Origin of the sequence: Sphingomonas sp. (genome assembly GCF_035490575.1) — a bacterium.
GTDB lineage: Bacteria > Pseudomonadota > Alphaproteobacteria > Sphingomonadales > Sphingomonadaceae > Sphingomonas.
In genome coordinates this window covers 23,946-42,565 of the sequence record NZ_DATJLI010000100.1, presented here as the reverse complement: position 1 = coordinate 42,565, position 18,620 = coordinate 23,946, and the positions used below count along the sequence as shown (strand labels likewise).

The 18,620-nt window shown below is 65.6% G+C and carries 13 protein-coding genes; 9 read left to right on the top strand and 4 right to left on the bottom strand.

Features of this window, described 5'->3' with window-relative positions; all coding sequences use genetic code 11:
• Both VL973_RS07625 and ilvD read left to right on the top strand, forming a co-directional pair.
• On the top strand, positions 1-267 hold a 267-nt coding region (locus tag VL973_RS07625), incomplete at its 5' end, for a kynureninase/PvdN C-terminal domain-containing protein (protein ID WP_475526612.1).
• Between the two features lie 68 nt (positions 268-335).
• Entirely contained in the window at positions 336-2,186 is a 1,851-nt protein-coding gene (gene ilvD / locus VL973_RS07620) for a dihydroxy-acid dehydratase (protein WP_325283428.1), read from the top strand.
• A 49-nt stretch (positions 2,187-2,235) separates the two neighbouring features.
• On the opposite strand, the gene VL973_RS07615 is transcribed toward ilvD, so the two are convergent.
• Positions 2,236-3,978: a fatty acyl-AMP ligase gene (locus VL973_RS07615; RefSeq protein WP_325283427.1), complete on the bottom strand. Its 1,743-nt coding sequence runs from the start codon at positions 3,976-3,978 to the stop codon at positions 2,236-2,238.
• A 198-nt stretch (positions 3,979-4,176) separates the two neighbouring features.
• On the opposite strand from VL973_RS07615, the gene VL973_RS07610 reads away from it, so the two are divergent.
• From VL973_RS07610 to VL973_RS07600, 3 genes are all read left to right on the top strand, one after another.
• The gene (locus VL973_RS07610) at positions 4,177-4,698 is read left to right on the top strand and encodes a regulatory protein RecX (RefSeq protein ID WP_325283426.1); all 522 of its coding nucleotides are present in this window, start codon (positions 4,177-4,179) and stop codon (positions 4,696-4,698) included.
• 105 nt (positions 4,699-4,803) lie between these two features.
• The gene (locus VL973_RS07605) at positions 4,804-5,328 is read left to right on the top strand and encodes a cold shock domain-containing protein (RefSeq protein WP_414712210.1); all 525 of its coding nucleotides are present in this window, start codon (positions 4,804-4,806) and stop codon (positions 5,326-5,328) included.
• A gap of 7 nt (positions 5,329-5,335) precedes the next feature.
• Positions 5,336-5,845, top strand: a complete 510-nt coding sequence (locus tag VL973_RS07600; protein ID WP_325283424.1) for a DUF192 domain-containing protein — start codon at positions 5,336-5,338, stop codon at positions 5,843-5,845.
• A 72-nt stretch (positions 5,846-5,917) separates the two neighbouring features.
• Here VL973_RS07600 and VL973_RS07595 read toward each other — a convergent pair whose 3' ends face one another.
• The 3 genes from VL973_RS07595 to VL973_RS07585 all read right to left on the bottom strand — a co-directional run bounded on the left by VL973_RS07595 (position 5,918) and on the right by VL973_RS07585 (position 11,296).
• Positions 5,918-7,525, bottom strand: coding sequence for an amidohydrolase (locus VL973_RS07595; protein WP_325283423.1), 1,608 nt, complete (start codon positions 7,523-7,525; stop codon positions 5,918-5,920).
• Positions 7,526-7,546: 21 nt separating this feature from the next.
• Positions 7,547-10,558 carry a TonB-dependent receptor domain-containing protein gene (locus VL973_RS07590; protein ID WP_325283422.1) on the bottom strand — a complete coding sequence of 1,004 codons (3,012 nt, stop codon included), beginning with the start codon at positions 10,556-10,558 and terminating at the stop codon, positions 7,547-7,549.
• A gap of 240 nt (positions 10,559-10,798) precedes the next feature.
• Entirely contained in the window at positions 10,799-11,296 is a 498-nt protein-coding gene (locus VL973_RS07585; protein ID WP_325283421.1) for an Lrp/AsnC family transcriptional regulator, read from the bottom strand.
• Positions 11,297-11,416: 120 nt separating this feature from the next.
• On the opposite strand from VL973_RS07585, the gene VL973_RS07580 reads away from it, so the two are divergent.
• The 4 genes from VL973_RS07580 (at position 11,417) to VL973_RS07565 (ending at position 18,619) form a co-directional block, all read left to right on the top strand.
• Positions 11,417-13,870 (top strand): zinc-dependent metalloprotease, encoded by a 2,454-nt coding sequence (locus tag VL973_RS07580; RefSeq protein ID WP_325283420.1) that lies wholly within the window; start codon positions 11,417-11,419, stop codon positions 13,868-13,870.
• Between the two features lie 89 nt (positions 13,871-13,959).
• Positions 13,960-15,129 carry an acyl-CoA dehydrogenase family protein gene (locus VL973_RS07575; RefSeq protein WP_325283419.1) on the top strand — a complete coding sequence of 390 codons (1,170 nt, stop codon included), beginning with the start codon at positions 13,960-13,962 and terminating at the stop codon, positions 15,127-15,129.
• On the top strand, positions 15,126-16,727 hold the full coding sequence (locus tag VL973_RS07570; protein WP_325283418.1) for a carboxyl transferase domain-containing protein: 1,602 nt from the start codon (positions 15,126-15,128) through the stop codon (positions 16,725-16,727). The genes VL973_RS07575 and VL973_RS07570 overlap by 4 nt, the downstream gene beginning before the upstream one ends.
• A gap of 5 nt (positions 16,728-16,732) precedes the next feature.
• Positions 16,733-18,619: an acetyl/propionyl/methylcrotonyl-CoA carboxylase subunit alpha gene (locus tag VL973_RS07565; protein WP_325283417.1), complete on the top strand. Its 1,887-nt coding sequence runs from the start codon at positions 16,733-16,735 to the stop codon at positions 18,617-18,619.
• Position 18,620: the final 1 nt, after the last annotated feature.

Genomic DNA, 18,620 nt, shown 5'->3' with positions numbered 1-18,620 from the left:
TCGGCACAGTGGGCATTGACCATATATTCGACCGCATCGGCGATCAGCTCGCCGCTGGGCGACGCGGAACTGGTGAATGGCGGCGGCTCGGGGCCGCAGGCGCGGTTCGTCGCGCTTCGCAGCCCGCACGCGGCGCGTTGGCAGGCCGCGTTGATGGCGCGCGATGTCGTGACCGATGTGCGCGGCGACGTGCTGCGGATCGGCCTTGGCCTGTATCACGACGCGCGCGACATCGACGCGTTTTGCGCGGTCGCGCAACAGATATAGCGCACTATCCTTTTGCCGTTGAAACATGCATAGCGCGCCGCTCCACAAAAGTTTCAGGAAATTGCGTCATGCCTGCCTATCGTTCCCGCACCACCACTCACGGCCGCAACATGGCGGGCGCGCGCGGCCTGTGGCGCGCGACGGGGATGAAGGACGAGGATTTCGGCAAGCCGATCATCGCGATCGCCAACAGCTTCACGCAATTCGTCCCCGGCCACGTCCATCTGAAGGATTTGGGCCAGCTGGTCGCGCGCGAGATCGAAAGCGCGGGCGGCGTGGCCAAGGAATTCAACACCATCGCCGTCGATGACGGCATTGCGATGGGCCATGACGGTATGCTCTATTCGCTGCCCAGCCGCGAGCTGATCGCCGATGCGGTCGAATATATGGTCAATGCCCACTGTGCCGACGCGCTGGTTTGCATCTCGAACTGCGACAAGATCACGCCGGGCATGTTGATGGCGGCGATGCGGCTGAACGTGCCGGTCGTGTTCGTGTCGGGAGGCCCGATGGAAGCGGGCAAGGTCGTGATGCGCGGGGAGACGCGCGCACTCGATCTGGTCGATGCGATGGTGGTCGCTGCCGATGACAGCTATACCGATGAGGAGGTAAAGGCGATCGAGCGATCGGCCTGCCCCACCTGCGGCTCGTGCTCGGGCATGTTCACCGCTAATTCGATGAATTGCCTGACCGAAGCGCTGGGCCTTGCATTGCCGGGCAACGGCACGGTGCTGGCGACCCATGCCGACCGCGAAAAGCTGTTCCGGGAAGCGGGTCACGTCATCGTTGACCTTGCCAGGCGCTATTATGAGCAGGACGACGAAACCGCCCTGCCGCGCGGCATCGCCACGCGCGCGGCGTTCGAGAATGCGATGAGCCTCGACATCGCAATGGGCGGGTCGACCAACACCGTCCTGCACCTGCTGGCCGCCGCGCAGGAAGGCGGGGTGGATTTCACCATGGCCGATATCGACCGGCTCAGCCGTCGGGTGCCGGTGCTGTGCAAGGTCGCGCCCGCCAATTCGACCGTCCATGTCGAGGATGTGCACCGCGCGGGCGGCATTCTGGCGATCCTGGGCGAGCTTGAGCGCGGCGGGTTGTTCGACCCCTCCCTGCCGACGGTGCATTCGCCGACCTTTGCCGACGCGCTGGCCCGCTGGGACATCAGCCGCACCAATTCGGAAGATGTCCGCACCTTTTTCCGCGCGGCGCCCGGCGGCATCCCGACGCAGGTGGCGTTCAGCCAGTCGGCGCGCTGGGACGAACTGGACACCGACCGCGCGGGCGGCGTCATCCGTTCGATCGAACATGCCTTTTCCAAGGATGGCGGGCTGGCGGTTCTGTTCGGCAATCTGGCGCCGGAGGGGTGCATCGTAAAGACCGCCGGGGTCGACGAATCGATCCTGACGTTCCGCGGCACGGCACGCGTGTTCGAAAGCCAGGACGCGGCGGTCGCCGGTATCCTGGGCAACATGATGAAGCCGGGCGAGGTCGTGCTGATCCGCTATGAAGGGCCAAAGGGCGGGCCGGGGATGCAGGAAATGCTGTATCCGACAAGCTATCTGAAGTCGAAGGGCCTCGGCAAGCAGTGCGCGCTGGTCACGGACGGGCGTTTTTCGGGCGGCAGTTCGGGCCTGTCGATCGGCCATGTCTCGCCCGAAGCGGCAGAAGGCGGGCTGATCGCGCTGGTGGAGACGGGCGATCCGATCGTGATCGACATTCCCAACCGGCTGATCGCGCTCGACCTGGACGATGCGGTGCTCGCCGAACGCCGCGCAGAGATGGAATCGCGCGGGGCAAAGGCGTGGAAGCCGGTGGGCCGCAAGCGCCAAGTCTCGGCGGCGCTGCGCGCCTATGCCGCGATGACGACCAACGCCTCGCGCGGCGCGGTGCGCGATGTGAGCCAGGTCGAGCATTGATCCCCGGCGTCCGCCCCGGTCAGTTGCCGGGGCGGACGCCGATCACGGATCAGGCGGCGATGTCGTAAGGCTTGATCTCGCCCGCCAGATACAGGTTGCGCGCCTTGGCGCGGCTGAGCTTGCCCGAACTGGTGCGCGGCAGCGTGCGCGGCGGCACCAGTTCGATGACGCAGTTCATGCCCGTGACCGAACGCACCCGCTCACGGATTTCGTCGCGCAACCGGCTGCGTTCCTCATCATCCGACGTGCGGCACTGGACCAGCACGGCGGGCGTTTCCTCACCGCCCGGCGTGGTGATGGCGAAGGCGGCGATATCGCCCGCCTTGAAACCCGGCAGTTGCTCGACCGCCCATTCGATATCCTGCGGCCAGTGATTGCGGCCGTTGATGATAATCATGTCCTTGGCCCGGCCGACGATATAGACATAGCCGTCGGACAGATATCCCATGTCCCCGGTGTCGAGCCAGCCATCGGTCATGCACGCGGCGGTCGATGCCTCGTCACGGAAATAACCCTCCATGATCGACGGGCCGCGGCACCACACCTTGCCGATCGCCTTGTCGGGGAGCGGCGTGCCATCCTCCTCGCGGATTTCGACCTCCATGTCGCGCACCGGGCGGCCGCAATTGACGATCGCGCGGTAACGCTGCGGGCGCCCGCCTTCGGCCGAAATGCCTGAAAGCTGCGTTTCCTCGACCAGTTCGACGACGATGCCCTCGCCCGGCGGCATGATCGATACCGCCAGCGTTGCTTCGGCCAGGCCATAGCTGGGCAGGAAGGCCGATGCCTGGAAACCCGCATCGGCAAAGGCATCCACGAACTTCTGCATCACGTCGGGGCGAATCATGTCGGCGCCATTGCCCGCCACGCGCCAGCGCGACAGGTCGAAGCGCTCGCTCGCCTTGGTCTGCGACGACATGCGCCGCGCGCAGATGTCATAGCCGAAGGTCGGCGAATAGCTGAGCGTCGTGCCCGGATTGCGGCTGATGAGGTCGAGCCACGCCAGCGGGCGGCGCGCGAAATCCTCGGTCTTCAAATAATCGACCGACACCTGATTGGCGATCGGCGACAGGAAGCAGCCGACCAGACCCATGTCGTGATACCAGGGCAGCCACGACACGCACCGGTCGCTTTCGATCAGCGCCATGCCATGGCCATGCGCGGCAAGATTATTGAGCAGCGCATGGTGGGTGATGACCACCCCGTGCGGAAAGCGGGTCGAGCCGCTGGAATATTGCAGATAGGCGATATCGTCGCCCCTTGCCGTCGGCAGATCGACGGGGGCGGCATCGCGCGCGGCGAAATCCTCCCATGCGATCCCCTCGGTCGCGATGCGCTCGGCGGCCGCGCCCGCCATTGTCGCCAGTTCGGCGGGATAAAGGAACAGGCGCGGGTCACAGCTGGTCAGTTGCACCGCCAACTGGTCGATATAGCTTTCGCGCCCGCCAAAGCTGGTCGGCAGCGGCAGCGGCACCGGCCAAGCACCGGCATAGACCGCGCCGAAGAACAGGGATGCGAACTCCGGCCCCGTTTCCGCGACCAGCGCCACGCGTTCGCCCGGCTGAACGCCCATGGCGACCAGGCGATAAGCTTGCATCAGCGCGTCACGCCGCAGGTCGGCGAAGGGATAGGCGCGGGTCAGCGTGCCGCGCGCGTCATGGAAATTCAGGCCTCTCGCGCCGCCAGCGGCATAGTCGAGTGCATCACCCAGCGTCTCGAAATCAGAGAAGCGGCGGCCGAGCGCGCAGGCGCTTGGCGTGGCGTTCAGGGTTTCGATGGCGGCACTGGTCACGAATGGCGATCCCGAATTGTTGTCATATCTCGGCGCTATACCCTTTTCCGTCGAGCTTTCGATCACGCGGAAAACGCGCAGTTCGGCACCGATTGCACGACGTCGCGTTCAAAATCGACCGCCAGTGTGGCACAATCATGGCGCATGGCCCGACGCAACCCCCCATCGACCCCTTTGGACGCTGCGACGCTTGAAAGGATGGCGCTCCGCTATGTCGAACGCTTTGCCACCACGCGCGCGAAACTGGCGGCGTATCTGGCGCGAAAGCTGCGCGAACGCGGCTGGGCGGAGGACGGGCCGCCGCCGGTCGAGCCGCTCGTCGAACGCATCGCCGCGCTCGGCTATGTCGATGATCGCGCGTGGGGAGAGGCAAAGGCGGCGGCGATGGCGCGCCGGGGCCTGGGCGCGCGGCGTGTGCGTCAGGCGCTGGGCGCGGCGGGCGTGGCGGGCGATGATGTCGAGGCGATCAACCCGATGCTCGATGCCGGGCGTATCGAAAGCGCGGTGGCCTATGCCCGGCGCCGGCGCATCGGTCCCTATGCCCGCGAGGCGCCAGACCGCGACCAGGTCGAACGCCATGTCGCCCAGATGGTGCGCGCGGGCCATGCCCCCGACCTGTCGCGGCGCATCGCGCGCACCCGTGCCGAGGCGCTGGACGCGATGTCCCAATCCGAACAACTGTCTGGGATTGATGAACAACTCATCCGTTCGCTTTCCTGAAATGCTGTGTTAAGCTGAGTGCCGGGGGTTGGAACAATGATGCGTAACGATCCGCTGCTCAGGACGGAGGCCTTTGGCGCGCCGATCATTGCGGAAGGGGGTGCCATGTCCGGCGAACCGGCCGATGACCGTGTCTATGCCGGCACGGTCAAATGGTTCGATATCACGCGCGGGTTCGGATTCGTGGTCGCCGATGATCCGGCCGCCGGCGACATCCTGGTGCATTTTTCCGTCTTGCAGGAACATGGCCGCCGCAGCCTGCCCGAAGGGGCGCGGGTGGAATGCCGGACCATGGCGCGGCCCCGCGGGTTGCAGGCGCGCGTCATCCTGTCGATCGACCTGTCGACCGCGATCGAGGCGCCCGCACCGCGCAGCACCGGCGAACGGGTGGAGCGGCTGAAACTGGCCGAGGAAGCCGGACCGTTCGAGCCGGTTTCGGTCAAATGGTTCAACCGCCTGAAAGGATACGGCTTTCTGGTGCGTAACAGCATGGAGGGCGACGTGTTCGTCCATATGGAAACGCTGCGCCGCGCCGGGATCGAGGAAGTCGAGCCTGACCAGGTGCTGCGAGCGCGCATTGTGGATGGCGAAAAGGGGCCGCTTGCGGTCGCGGTCGAAAAGCCCGAATAGGCGACGCATGGTTATGCGTCCATTCCGCCTGGCGCTGCTCGCCGGCATGATGATGTTGCCCGCCGCCTGCGCGGTCGCGGGCCAGTCCGGCGACGAGCTGACGGCCGAGGAACAGGCAAGGGGCCTGGTGCCCGTGACGATCCAGACCGCCGATGGCGCGCGCCGGTTCAAGGCCGAACCCGCCAAAACCCCCGAGCAGCAGCAACGCGGCCTGATGTTCCGCACCGACCTGACCGACACGTCGGCGATGCTGTTCTTCCCCTATCCCCCCGAAGGCGGCGCTCCGCGCGAGGCGAGCTTCTGGATGAAGGACACGCCGACCGCGCTCGACATCATCTTCATCCGCTCCGACGGCACGATCGCGCGGATCGAGCGGGGCGAGCCGTTCAACGAAATCCCCGTCAGGTCGATCGAGCCGGTCGGTGCGGTGCTGGAGATAAAGGCGGGCCGCGCGGCGGCACTGGGCATATCCGAAGGTGACAAGGTAAGCTGGCCGGGCGGTCCCGGCGCAGACTGACGGCAGCATTCATGCTGGTCGCACCCCGGCCGCCAAGGGGAGCCAAACGGCCGGGGCGCGTTGGAACCGGCGTCAGCCCGCCGGATATTTGACGCCCAGCTGGTCCAGATAGGTCGGATAGCGCTTGGGGTCATAATAGAACGGCTTCAGTTTCGGCCGCATCCGTTCCATGATCTCGCTGTTCAGGTCGATCGCGGGCTGGTCCTGCGGGGTCAGCACGGGATCATATTTCTGGTCCTTGAACTGCACATTCTGCTGAAATGCCTTTGCCTCGGCCAGCAATTGCGGGTTGGTCATCAGGTCGATGACGGTCGCCGAGACGGCCTTGGCTCCCTGAACCGCGCCCTTGTGCGCGATCGGCGTCGCCATTGCGATTGCGGCCAGCACATTGTGGCCGATCATGCTGGGGATGTTCGACGGAAAGCGCACGGTGATCGTCGGCACCGTCCACATGATGTCGCCGATATCGTCGGACCCGCCACCCAGTGAGCGTTCGCGCGTTTCCGGCGTCGACAGCGGCGCGACTTCGGTTGACAGGGGTTTCAGCGTGCGGCCATTGGTCTGCTGCACCGAACGGGCAAAGGCCTGATCGGCGGCGCTCCATTGCGGCATGCCGACCGCGTTGATGTTCGCCCACGCCGCCTCGGCCAGCGGCTTGTTACCGTAATTGGGCGCGGCATAGCCCAGTGTGCGCTGCGTCACGGTGGTGCCGGTGCCCATCGCCGCGGCCTTGGCGATGGTGTTTCCGGTTTCAAACAGCGTGCGAACCGAATCAAAGGTCTGGTCGCGGAAATAATACCAGACGCTGGCCTTGTCGGGGACGATGTTGGGCTGCCCGCCGCCTTCGGTAATGACATAGTGCGATCGCTGGGTAACGGGCAGGTGTTCACGCCGCATGTTCCAGGCGATGTCCATCAACTCCACCGCATCGAGCGCGCTGCGCCCTTCCCACGGCATCCCAGCCGAGTGCGCCGTCTTGCCGCTGAAGGTATATTCGACCGATACCATGCCGTTATTGCCGGTATCGCCCCAGGCAGTGCTGAAATCGCTGGAGACATGGGTAAAGATGCACGCATCGACATCCTTGAACAGGCCGGCGCGCACATAATAGGCCTTGGTCGCCAGCAATTCCTCGGCAATGCCGGGCCACAGCATCAGGCGTCCGGGTATGTTGTTCTTCTCCATCACCTGCTTGGCCGAAAGGGCGGCGGCGATGACCAGCGGCATGCCGGAATTATGCCCCTCGCCATGTCCCGGCGCGCCTTCAACCTGGGGTTTCAGTTCGGGGGAGCCGGGCACCTGGCTCAGGCCCAGCAGGCCGTCGACATCGCTGCCCAATGCGATCAGCGGCCCGCCCGAACCCCATTCGGCCGTCCATGCCGTGGGGATGCCGGCCACCCCCTTGGTGATCCTGAACCCTTCTTTCTCAAGAATGCCGGTCAGATATTCCATCGTCTGGAATTCCTGAAAGCCCGGTTCGGCGAAGCTGTAGATCGAATCGACCATTTCCTGGACCAGCTTGGCGCGGGCATCGACCCCCTGGATCGCGGCGCTTTTCAGCGGGGCGTTGTCGGCCGCGGCGGCCTGTGCCGCGGGTGCCGGTTCGGACGCGACGGCCAGCACCGGCTGGGTGGCGAGTGCGGTGGCGGTCAGGACGCCGATGGCGCGATGGATACGCATGTCTTTCTCTCCCCCAAAAGATCAGAAGTTGAAGCGCAGGCCGACGCGATAGACGCGACCCAGGAAGTCGTAGAGATTGCGGTTGGTCTGCGGATACGCAGGCGTGTTGTTGCCGGTGGGACCATTGCCGACCAGCACCGGATCGACATCGAACAGGTTGCGGATCGAGATGAAGCCCTGGAAATCGACTTCCTGCACTTCGAACGTGTAATTGGCAGCCAGATCGACATAGAAAGCACCGTCGATCCTGTTGTTGTTGATCGTGCGGTTCTGCACCGTCGATGCCGGACAGTCGGTCTGGCATTCGATGAAGTTGTTGTCATAGACGCCATCGGACAGGCCGCGCCCGGTCAATTGCACGCCCAGTGGTCCCTGGTCGTATTGCGCGGTCAGGCGATAGGTCCAGTCGGGCACGCTGCCGCTATTCTGGCCCGCCGCTTCGCTGGGAAAATCGATGCCGTTGTCGGTGTAAAGGCTCAGATTATGGGTCGCCAGCGCGCGCAGCGTCAGGTCGCCGCCGCCCAGTGGTCGGCGATAGCTGGCCTCGAAATCCAGCCCCTCGCTCTTGATGCCGACAAAGTTGAACGGGATCAGCCGGATGCCGGTGATCGCCGCGCCGCCGCCGGTGACACCGACGCCTGCGGTCGTGGTGATGTTGTCGCACGCCGCCGTGACCGACTGTTCGTAACACAGGTTGACCGTCGTCTGGGCGGTGTAATTGCTGATCGCCCCTTCAAGGTCGATATTGTAGTAATCGACCGACGCGGCAAAGCCAGGCAGGAATGTCGGCGTGAACACGACGCCGACGCCGTAGGTCTTGGCGCGTTCGGGCTGAAGGTCCGGGTTGCCGACCGTTTGCTCAAGGAACTGGTCGGCGCGCTGTCCGCCGGTGTTGAGCGGCACGTTGACCGTGTTGGTGCGCGCGGTGCCCGGTGCGAACAACTCGCCCAGATTGGGCGCGCGAATGTCGCGCGACACCGTGCCGCGCAGCCGCACGTCGGGGATCGGCTGATAGGTCAGGCCGATCTTCCATGTGGAAACGCTGCCGCTGGTCGAATAATTGGTGACGCGATAGGCGCCGTTCAGGTCCGCGCCCTCGAACAGCGGGAACAGCGTTTCGATATAGCCTTCATAAACGGTGTATTTGCCCTCGGTGACCAGATAGTTGCCATAGAGCCAGCCTGAATTGAACAGCGGGTCGACTTCGCCGGTCACCGATTCGGCGCGCGCTTCGGCGCCGAACGCGATCGACACCGGACCCTGCCAGTTTTCAAACAGGTTTTTGGTCGAGAAGTTGAGCGCGGAGACCGTCTGTTCCAGCGTCTGTTCGCGCAGCGGCTGGTATCCGTCGTTGAAGATATAGTCGATCGCCGCCTGGGTCACGCCGCCCACGCCGATGCGGTTGATGGGGACGCAGCCATTGGTCGGATCGCTGAGCGTGGACCGACAGACGATGGTTCCCGCCCCGATCCCCGCTGCATTGCCCGCGGGCGCACGCACCGCGTCGGTTGCCAGCGCCATGCGGCTGGTGTTCCAGGTGTTGACCAGTTGTTCCTGAACATCGGCCCGGCTGTATTGGAGATAGGCGTCCCAGCTCCAGTCGCGGTCGAACAGCTCGAACGCGCCTTCGCCGCCCGCGACGAAGCGATAGACGTCGCGCACATTGTTGCTGCCCTGTGCGGGGATGCCCGCATTGCTGGTGCCGATGGCGATGGTGTTGACGCGCGTGTTGCCGGGTGTCGCGTTATAGGCATCGACGCGGTCGACGAACGCCTGCGGCAGATACGCGTTGATCAGGCCACCATTGGCCGCCGACGGTGCGACCTGGATGGTGACGCCAGTGGATGGCGACTGCTGATAATAGCTCAGCCCCTCGTAATGGGCGTAGCTGCCGGTGACGAACAGCTTGGTCCGGTCCGCCACTTCATATTCGACCCGCCCGAACAGGCTCGAGCGGTCCTCGTCGGGGATCAGCGTGTTGCTGCCCAGATGGCCCGCGCGGGTGATCTCGTAATCGCCGCCGACCATCCACTGGCCGTTTACGGCGCCGTAATTCAACTGGTTGAGCGTTGCCCCGCCCGCGCCGATCGTTCCGAAATAGGTGCCGCGGAACGGCCCGGCGGAAATCAGGCCACCGGGCGTGAATTGCGACGTGCCGATGCCGGAGGAGACGAGGCGCGCGGGCTGGCCATTGCCCGCGACATAGGCCGGGTTATCGATCTGGAAGAAACCCGCCTGGTTCCAGTCGCGGTCGATCGTGTGCTGGCCCGACTGGGTAAACGCCTCTCCGCTGAACACCGCGTGGCCGCGCCCGCCGGCAAAGCTGGTGCCGGCGGTCAGCGAAACCTTGTGGTTCGGCCCGTCGCCATAAGTGGTGACGCCATATTCATAATCGCCCTTGATCCCCTGAAAATCGCGGTCGAGGATGAAGTTGATGACGCCCGACACCGCGTCCGAGCCATAAGCGGAACTGGCGCCACCGGTCACGACCTCGATCCGTTCGATCAGTCCTTGCGGAAAGGTATTCACGTCGACCACGCCGTTGGTGGCGCTGGCGACCGAACGCTGGCCATCGAACAGCACCAGCGTGCGATTTGCGCCCAGCGCGCGCAGATTGACCGAGGCGATGCCCGCCAGACCGTTGGACAGCGAACCCGATGAGTTGGCAGCGGTCGATGAACCCCGCACCGAGGGCAATGTGTTGACGAAATCGGCCACATTGGCAGGCGATTCGGTTTCCAGTTCCTTGGCGGAGATGACGGCGACCGGCGTCGGCGCGCTGAACCCGTCGCGGGCGATGCGCGATCCGGTAACGACGATCTGGTCGTCGCCGTCGGCGGCTTCCTGAAGCTGCGGCTCGGCGGGCGCCGGATCGGCCGGCGCGATGTCCACGGCGGCCAGTTCGACCGGCGCGGTCTGTGCCACAGCCGGTGTGGCCGACAGGCCGATGATGAGCGCAAGCGCGCTGACGCTGATGGTCCCGGAACAGGAACGCGAACGCAGAACGCGCGAAACGGCGCGGATATTTGGCATCGGACGACCCCCCTTTAGGCGTTGACGGCCCTCCAGCGTCCTCTCCGGGCATTTTATGTCGATTGGTGTCCTGCGTCGCCTCCGCGCCCATGCTGCTTGTTGCGCCAGGCTCTGGAAACACCATGGAGCCTAACAGTCCGATCCTGCGGTTTCCCGGCAAATGTCACATCATTTCGTAGCCGATTTGATGTATTTCGATGTCAATCGCTCGAAACGAGCAGGATTACGCAGTATCGATTGTCACAAGCTGGCGCTGCCCACCACCGATGGGGCAACCGGCCGAGTCGCGACCGCGTGCATCAGAAAACTGCTGCGGATGCGCGCTACGTGGGGCAGCGTCGACAGTTCCTTGCGATAGACGCGGTCGTAATCGTCGAACGATCGGACATGCACCATCATCACGAAATCGATGTCGCCCGAGACAAAGCTGCAAAAGGACATCGACGGACAGCGCACCACCGCTTCCTCGAACTCGATCAGCACCTTTTCAGCCTGGCTCCGCAGCTCGATCTGGACCAGCACGCCGATGCTGTAGCCCAGCCGCGTCAGATCGAGGTCGGCGGTATAGCCGCGCAGGATGCCGCGTTCCTCCAGCAGCTTGCGGCGGCGCGCGGCGGCGGTGCTGGACAGGTGCACCCGCTCGCCCAGCGCCACATCGCTGGCGCGACCGTCGCGCACCAGTTCGCGCAGGATTCGCAGATCGACGGAATCGAGTGCTTCGGTTTCCGGTTCGGGCACGAAAAGGCTCCTCAGGTTGGAATTGTGCTGAATCCTCTCCGCTTTTGATCGAAGTTTGCCGGAAAGCGTCAAAAGCGCCATGCTAATTTGCGGCGGTGCAAAATATTCGCGGGGGGCATCATGCGCGTTCTTATTCTGGCAGCGGCGTCGGCACTGGCTTTGACGGGGGGCATGATGCCGCCGGTGGCGGCGGCCCAGTCGCGCGGTGAAGCGCCCTTGTTGCCCGTGCGCGCCGATCCGGGCGATGCGCGCGTGCTGGTCACGCTGCCCGCGCCCGATGCCGATGGGGTGGCGGGGCGGTTCGTCTATGCGACCGCGCTTCGCACGGGGCTGGGTTCGGCGGACCTGCGGCTCGATCGCGGTATGGTGGGGGCGGAGCAGCTGCTGGCGTTCCGTCGCTATGGCAAGAAGGTCGCGGTGACGTTCGAGAACCCCCGCTTCCGGGCGACCGGCGACGATAAGGTGCAGGCCGGCGGGCGGGAGAGCTTTGCGTTCAGCGTCGCCGCGCTGCTCGATGTGGTGGAGACCGGGCCGGGCGGCACGCTGACGGTCGATCTGTCGCCGTTCCTGACGCGCGACGTGCTGGGCATCGCCGATGCGCTGAACGGTGGCGGGGCGGGGAGCGACCTGGCGATGGGCGGCAAATCGGGCAAGGGCTTTCGCCTGGCCGGCGACCTGAGCGTGGTAGACACCCGTTCGGTCAGGGCGTTCCCCGACAATATCGAAATCGACGCGGTGCAGACCTTCACCAGCGACACGCCGGGGCGCGAGGTCGAGATGATCGCGCCGGAGCCGCGACAGGCGAGCTTCGTCGTGCACCACAGCCTGATCCGGCTGCCCGAACCGGGCTTTGTCGGGCGTCGTTTCGACACCCGTTCGGCGGCGGGGGGCAATGTGTTCTACGATTACGGCTCGGCGCTGGGCGATCCGGTGATGCAACAGGTCGCCAACCGCTTTCGCCTCGAAAAGGTCGATCCCGCCGCGCCGCGTTCGCGCGTCAGGAAGCCGATCGTCTTCTATATCGACCGCGCGGCGCCCGAACCGATCCGCACCGCGTTGATGGAGGGCGTGAATTACTGGCAGAAGGCGTTTGACGATGCCGGGCTGATCGACGCGTTCCGCGCCGAATTGCTGCCCGAGGACGCCGACCCGATGGATGTCCGCTATAACATGGTCAACTGGTCGAACCGGCTGACGCGCGGCTGGTCCTATGGCGGGGGCATCGTCGACCCGCGCACGGGGGAGATCATCAAGGGCAATGTCGTGATCGGCGCGCTGCGCGTGCGACAGGACATGATTATTTTTGAAGGGCTGGTGGGCACCGCGGGCAATGGGTCGGGTGGACCGCAGGATCCGGTGCGCGCCTCGCTCGACCGCATTCGGCAATTGGGCGCGCATGAAGTCGGCCACGCCATCGGCATCATGCACAACTTTGCTGCCAGCACGCAGGATCGCGGGTCGGTGATGGATTATCCGGGGCCGCGCATTAAACTGACGAACGGGCAGATCGACTTGTCCGATGCCTATGCGCCCGGTGCGGGTGCCTGGGACAGCTTTACCGTCGACTGGCTGTATAATGACCCGGCGGGTGCCGATCCTGACGCAGCGGCAGCGGCAAAGGCGCTGGCGGCAAAGGATCTGCGGTTCGTCACCGATGTCGATGGCCGGTCCGCCGACGCACCCAATCCATGGGGCAGCATGTGGGATGACGGGCCGGACCCCGTCGCACATCTGGCCCATATGCTGGCCGTCCGCCGCGTAGCGCTCGACCGGTTCGGGCCACAGGTGCTGCGCGCCGGAGAGCCATTGTCCGATTTGCGCCGCAAGTTCGTGCCGGTCTGGCTGTTCCATCGCTATGCCGTCGACGCGGCGGGCAAGATGGTCGGTGGTATCGATTATCGCTACGCCGTGGCGGGGGACGGCGGCGCGCCCGCAACGCCCGTCGCTGCCGCGACGCAGCTGGCGGCAATCGACGCGCTGATCGGCACGCTGTCCGCCACGACGCTGACCGTGCCCGCGCGGCTGGTGATGCCATTGTCGTCGGCGACCAATGGTCGTTTCGATCCGCAATATATGCAGGAAGTGTTCCGCAATTCGGCCAGCGCCGCGTTCGACCCGCTGGTCGCCGCCGACGTCGCGGCACAGGTGACGCTCGATTCGCTGCTGGCGCCCAACCGGCTGGCGCGGATGGTCGAGCAGCATCGTCGCGATCCCGCGCTGCCGGGGCTGGAGGTGCTGCTCGACCGGTTGCAGACCCGCGTGATCGCCGCGCGCAGCGATGCCGTGGGGCGGCGCGTGGCATGGCGCGCGGTGATGACGATGGCCGCCGGCGCGCGCGCGGGGGCCACCGCGCCCGAAGTGGCCGCCGCGTTGGGCGACCGGCTCCAGCGGCTGGGGGAAGGCTTTCGCACCGCCACCGGCACGAGCGAGGACGCGGCATGGCAGCGGCATCTGGGCACGATCCTGGGCGATGAGGAACGGCTGAAGGCCGAACTCGACAAGCGCCAGGCCAAGCCGCCGATCCCGCCGGGGATGCCGATCGAAAGCGAATGGTTCGGGGATATCGCGCTTTAGTGCGGAACCGGGCATATCCTCGAAGGCTTCCCGTTTGCGCGACCCCCGCTTATGAGGGGCCGTAACAACCGGAACTAGCCGGAGAGGACATGACCCCCGATTTCGACTTCGCGCTCGGCGAAACCGCTGACATGATCCGCGAGACGACGCAGCGTTTCGCCGCCGACCGGATCGCCCCGCTGGCCGCCCGCATCGACGCCGAGGACTGGTTTCCGCGCGACGAATTATGGTCCGCGATGGGCGAGTTGGGCCTGCACGGCATCACCGTTGCCGAGGCCGATGGCGGGCTGGGCCTGGGCTATCTCGACCATGTCATCGCGTGCGAGGAAGTGGCGCGGGCATCGGCCTCGATCGGGCTGTCTTATGGCGCGCATTCCAACCTGTGCGTCAATCAGATCGCCCGCTGGGCATCGCCGGAGCAGAAGGCGAAATACCTCCCCAGGCTGATCTCCGGCGAACATGTCGGCAGTCTGGCCATGTCGGAGGCATCGGCGGGGTCCGACGTGGTATCGATGAAGCTGCGCGCCGAACGGACGGGCGGCGGCTGGCGACTGAACGGCACCAAGTTCTGGATCACCAACGCCGCCTATGCCGATGTGCTGGTCGTCTATGCCCGGACCGGCGAGGGGTCGCGCGGAATCACCACCTTCCTGATCGAAAGGGGCATGGCGGGTTTTTCGATCGGGCAGAAGATCGACAAGATGGGGATGCGCGGATCGCCGACCGCCGAACTGGTGTTCGACGACTGCGTTGTGCCCGACGAAAACGTGATGGGGCCGGAAAATGGCGGCGTCGCGGTGTTGATGAGCGGGCTGGATTACGAACGCACGGTGCTGGCGGGCATTCAGCTCGGCATCATGCAGGCGTGCCTTGACGTCGTGATCCCCTATGTTCGCGAACGCCAGCAGTTCGGCAAGCCGATCGGCGCGTTCCAGCTGATCCAGGCCAAGGTGGCGGACATGTATGTCGCGCTCAATTCGGCGCGCGCCTATGTCTATGCCGTCGCCAGAAGCTGTGACGCGGGGCGCACCACGCGCTTCGACGCGGCAGGCGCGATCCTGCTGGCCAGCGAAAACGCGTTCCGCGTGGCGGGCGAAGCGGTGCAGGCGCTGGGCGGGGCTGGCTATACTAGGGACTGGCCGGTCGAACGCTTCCTGCGCGACGCCAAGCTGCTCGACATCGGCGCGGGCACGAACGAGATTCGCCGGATGCTGATCGGCCGCGAACTGATCGGCGCGGCCGAGCGCGTGGTTCAATGAGCGCGCCCGTCCTGCCAACCCAGGTCCAACCCGACAGCGACGCCTTCCGCGCCAACGCCGCGCACAACCGCGCGCTGGTCGACAAGCTGCGCGCCGATGTCGCGGCAGCGGCGCTGGGCGGCAGCGAGAAGGCGCGGGAGCGTCACGTCGCGCGCGGCAAGCTGTTGCCGCGCGACCGGGTGGAGCAGTTGCTCGACCCCGGCAGCCCGTTTCTGGAAATCGGTCAGCTTGCCGCCTTTGACCTGTATGACGGCGAGGTGCCGGGTGCGGGTGTGATCGCCGGTATCGGGCGGGTATCGGGCCGCACCTGCATGATCGTCGCCAATGACGCGACGGTGAAGGGCGGCACCTATTTCCCGATGACGGTGAAGAAGCATTTGCGGGCGCAGGAGATTGCGGAGGCCAATCACCTGCCGTGCATCTATCTGGTCGATTCCGGCGGTGCCAACCTGCCGCATCAGGCCGAGGTGTTTCCCGACCGCGACCATTTCGGCCGCATTTTCTTCAATCAGGCGAACATGTCGGCCAAAGCCATTCCCCAGATCGCGTGCGTGATGGGCAGTTGCACGGCGGGCGGCGCCTATGTCCCCGCAATGAGTGACGAAAGCGTCATCGTGCGCGAACAGGGCACGATCTTCCTCGCCGGACCGCCGCTTGTGAAAGCGGCGACGGGGGAGGAGATCAGCGCCGAGGATCTGGGCGGCGGCGACCTGCATGGGCGCAAGTCCGGTGTGGTCGATCATGTCGCCGAAAATGACGAACACGCGCTTCAGATCGTGCGCGATATCGTCAGCCACCTGCCCGCCGACCGCAACCACGGCGTGACACTGGCCGAACCGCGCGCGCCGAAATATCCGGCGGCGGACCTATACGGTATCGTGCCGCAGGATGTGCGCGCACCCTATGACGTGCATGAAGTCATCGCGCGGCTGGTCGACGCCTCTGAGTTTCACGAATTCAAGGCGCTGTATGGCGCGTCCCTGGTCTGCGGCTTTGCCCATATCCACGGAATGCCGGTCGCGATTTTGGCCAATAACGGCGTGCTGTTCAGCGAGAGCGCGGTCAAGGGCGCGCATTTCATCGAACTGGCGCAGCAGCGCCGCGTGCCCTTGCTGTTCCTGCAAAACATCTCCGGCTTCATGGTCGGTGGCAAATACGAGGCGGAGGGGATCGCCAAGCACGGCGCCAAGCTGGTGACGGCGGTGGCGACCGCGACGGTGCCCAAGCTGACGGTATTGATCGGCGGCAGTTTCGGCGCGGGCAATTACGGCATGTGCGGTCGCGCCTATTCCCCGCGCTTCCTGTTCACCTGGCCCAATGCGCGGATCAGCGTGATGGGCGGCGAACAGGCGGCCAGCGTGCTGGCAACCGTCCATCGCGACGCCGACAACTGGACGCCGGAACAGACGGAAGCGTTCAAGGCGCCGGTCCGCGAGCGATATGAGGATGAGGGCGATCCCTGGCACGCCACCGCGCGGTTGTGGGACGACGGCATCATCGACCCCGCGCAGACACGCGACGTGCTGGGCCTGGCGCTGGCCGCCAGCCTGAACGCCCCCATTCCCGAAGCCGCGCGCTTCGGCGTGTTCCGGATGTGATGGCCATGATCGAGTCGCTCCTTATCGCCAATCGCGGCGAAATCGCGTGCCGCATCATCCGCACGGCGCGCGCCATGGGTATCCGCACCGTCGCCGTCTATTCCGATGCCGATGCGGATGCGCTGCACGTCCGGCAGGCGGATCAGGCGGTGCATATCGGCCCCGCCCCCGCGCGCGACAGCTACCTGCGCGGCGACGCGATCATCGCGGCGGCACTGGAGACGGGCGCGCAGGCAATCCATCCCGGTTACGGCTTCCTGTCGGAAAATGCCGGATTTGCGGAGGCGGTCGCCGCCGCCGGGCTGGTCTGGGTCGGTGCCACGCCGCATTCGATCCGCGCCATGGGGCTGAAGGACGCGGCGAAGTCGCTGATGATGGCGGCGGGCGTGCCGGTGACGCCGGGCTATCTGGGTGCGGACCAGTCGCCCGACCGCCTGCAGGCGGAGGCCGATGCCATCGGCTATCCCGTGCTCATCAAGGCCGTCGCGGGTGGCGGGGGCAAGGGGATGCGCCGCGTCGACGCCGCCGCCGATTTCTGCGACGCGCTTGCCGGTTGCCAGCGGGAGGCTGCTGCCAGTTTCGGCAACGATCAGGTGTTGATCGAGAAATATATCCTGTCGCCTCGTCATATCGAGGTGCAGGTGTTCGGCGACCGTCACGGCAACGTCGTCCACCTGTTCGAACGCGATTGTTCGCTACAACGCCGCCATCAAAAGGTGATCGAGGAAGCGCCCGCCCCCGGCATGGATGATGCCACGCGAGAGGCGATCTGCGCCGCCGCCGTCCGCGCCGCTCGTGCGGTCGATTATGTCGGCGCGGGCACAATCGAGTTCATTGCCGATGCCAGCAACGGCCTGAGCGCCGAGCGCACATGGTTCATGGAAATGAACACCCGGCTTCAGGTCGAACATCCCGTGACCGAGGCGATTACCGGCGTCGATCTGGTCGAATGGCAGCTTCGCATCGCATCGGGTGAGCCGTTGCCGATGCGACAGGACGAATTGTCGATCGACGGCCACGCGGTCGAGGCGCGGCTATATGCCGAAGACCCCGCCACCGGATTCCTGCCGTCGACCGGGCGGCTGGCGATGCTCGACCTGCCGCACGGCGCACTCCGCGTCGATACCGGGGTTGAGGAGGGCGATTCGGTGACGCCTTATTACGACCCGATGATCGCCAAGCTGATCGCCCACGGCGCCGACCGGGCGGAAGCGATCGAACTGCTGGCGGATGAGGTGGAGCAGACCGGCGTCTGGCCGGTCGCGACCAATGCGGGCTTCATCGCGCACGCGTTGCGCCATCCGGCATTTGCGGCAGGCGACGTGGATACCGGCTTCATCGCCGCCAATCTCGACGCGCTGTTGCCGGATGCCGCGCCGGACGCGGCTGCATGGGTTGCGGCAGCACACACGCTGGCGTGGGTCGAAAGCGACCGGCTGGCCACGGGCGGTGTGTGGGGCGAACTGTCTGGCCTTCGCCTGAACGCGGCCCCGCGCGCGTGCATCACTGTCGAATGCGGGAGCGAGCACCGCAGCGTCGACCTGCTCGCGACGCGACCCGAAACGGCGGGGCGGCTGGTCGATGATCGGCTGGTGATCGTCGAGGGCGGCGCGGCCTTTGCCTTTTCGCGCTGGCGTCCGGGCGGCCCGGGCGGAGCGGCGGCGTCTCAAGGCGCAATCCTCGCCCCAATGCCGGGCCGGGTGTTGTCGGTCGATGTCGCGGCGGGCGAGCGGGTGACGAGAGGGCAGAAGCTCATGACGCTTGAGGCGATGAAGATGGAACATGCGCTGACCGCCCCGTTCGATGGCATTGTCGCGGAGCTGACGGTGGAGGCTGGCGCACAGGTTCAGGTCGAGGCGCTACTCGTCCGGATCGAGGCGGAGGCGGCATAGC